1 pseudogene is annotated in these 420 nt (G+C 41.9%); it reads right to left on the bottom strand.

The features are described 5' to 3' along the window. Nucleotides 1-420: pseudogene (locus C1I92_RS35965) on the bottom strand (helicase-related protein); the annotation flags it as partial.

Here is a 420-nt window from a genome sequence, read left to right as displayed (position 1 = left end):
CGCTTGTCTTTCATCCCGATCCGAAACACTAACTAATACCGTGTAGTAATAAGGCGGATATTTGCCTAAATGCCTCAAATACATTTCTTTATAGAAAAAGTCTTCATAATCTTGTTTTTGAGCTAAACGAATTGCATAGTGATCGGGGTTAAAGGTTTGAATTAGTACTTCACCGGTCTTATCAGCACGTCCAGCACGTCAGCAACCTGAGTTAAAAGCTGGAAAGTTCGCTCACTTGCCCGTAAATCCGGTAATTCTAATGCTGTATCCGCATTTAAAACTCCTACCAAGGTTACATCAGGAAAATCCAACCCCTTAGCAATCATTTGCGTACCCAAAAGAATATCTGCCTCGTGGTTGCCAAAACGTTCTAATAGACGCTCATGTGCTCCCTTTCGACGGGTGGTATCAACATCCATC

The organism is Jiangella anatolica (assembly GCF_003236295.1).
GTDB classification, from domain to species: Bacteria; Actinomycetota; Actinomycetes; order Jiangellales; family Jiangellaceae; genus Jiangella; species Jiangella anatolica.
Note: the sequence above shows the minus strand (reverse complement) of the source record. Positions and strands in the feature narration are given on the sequence as shown.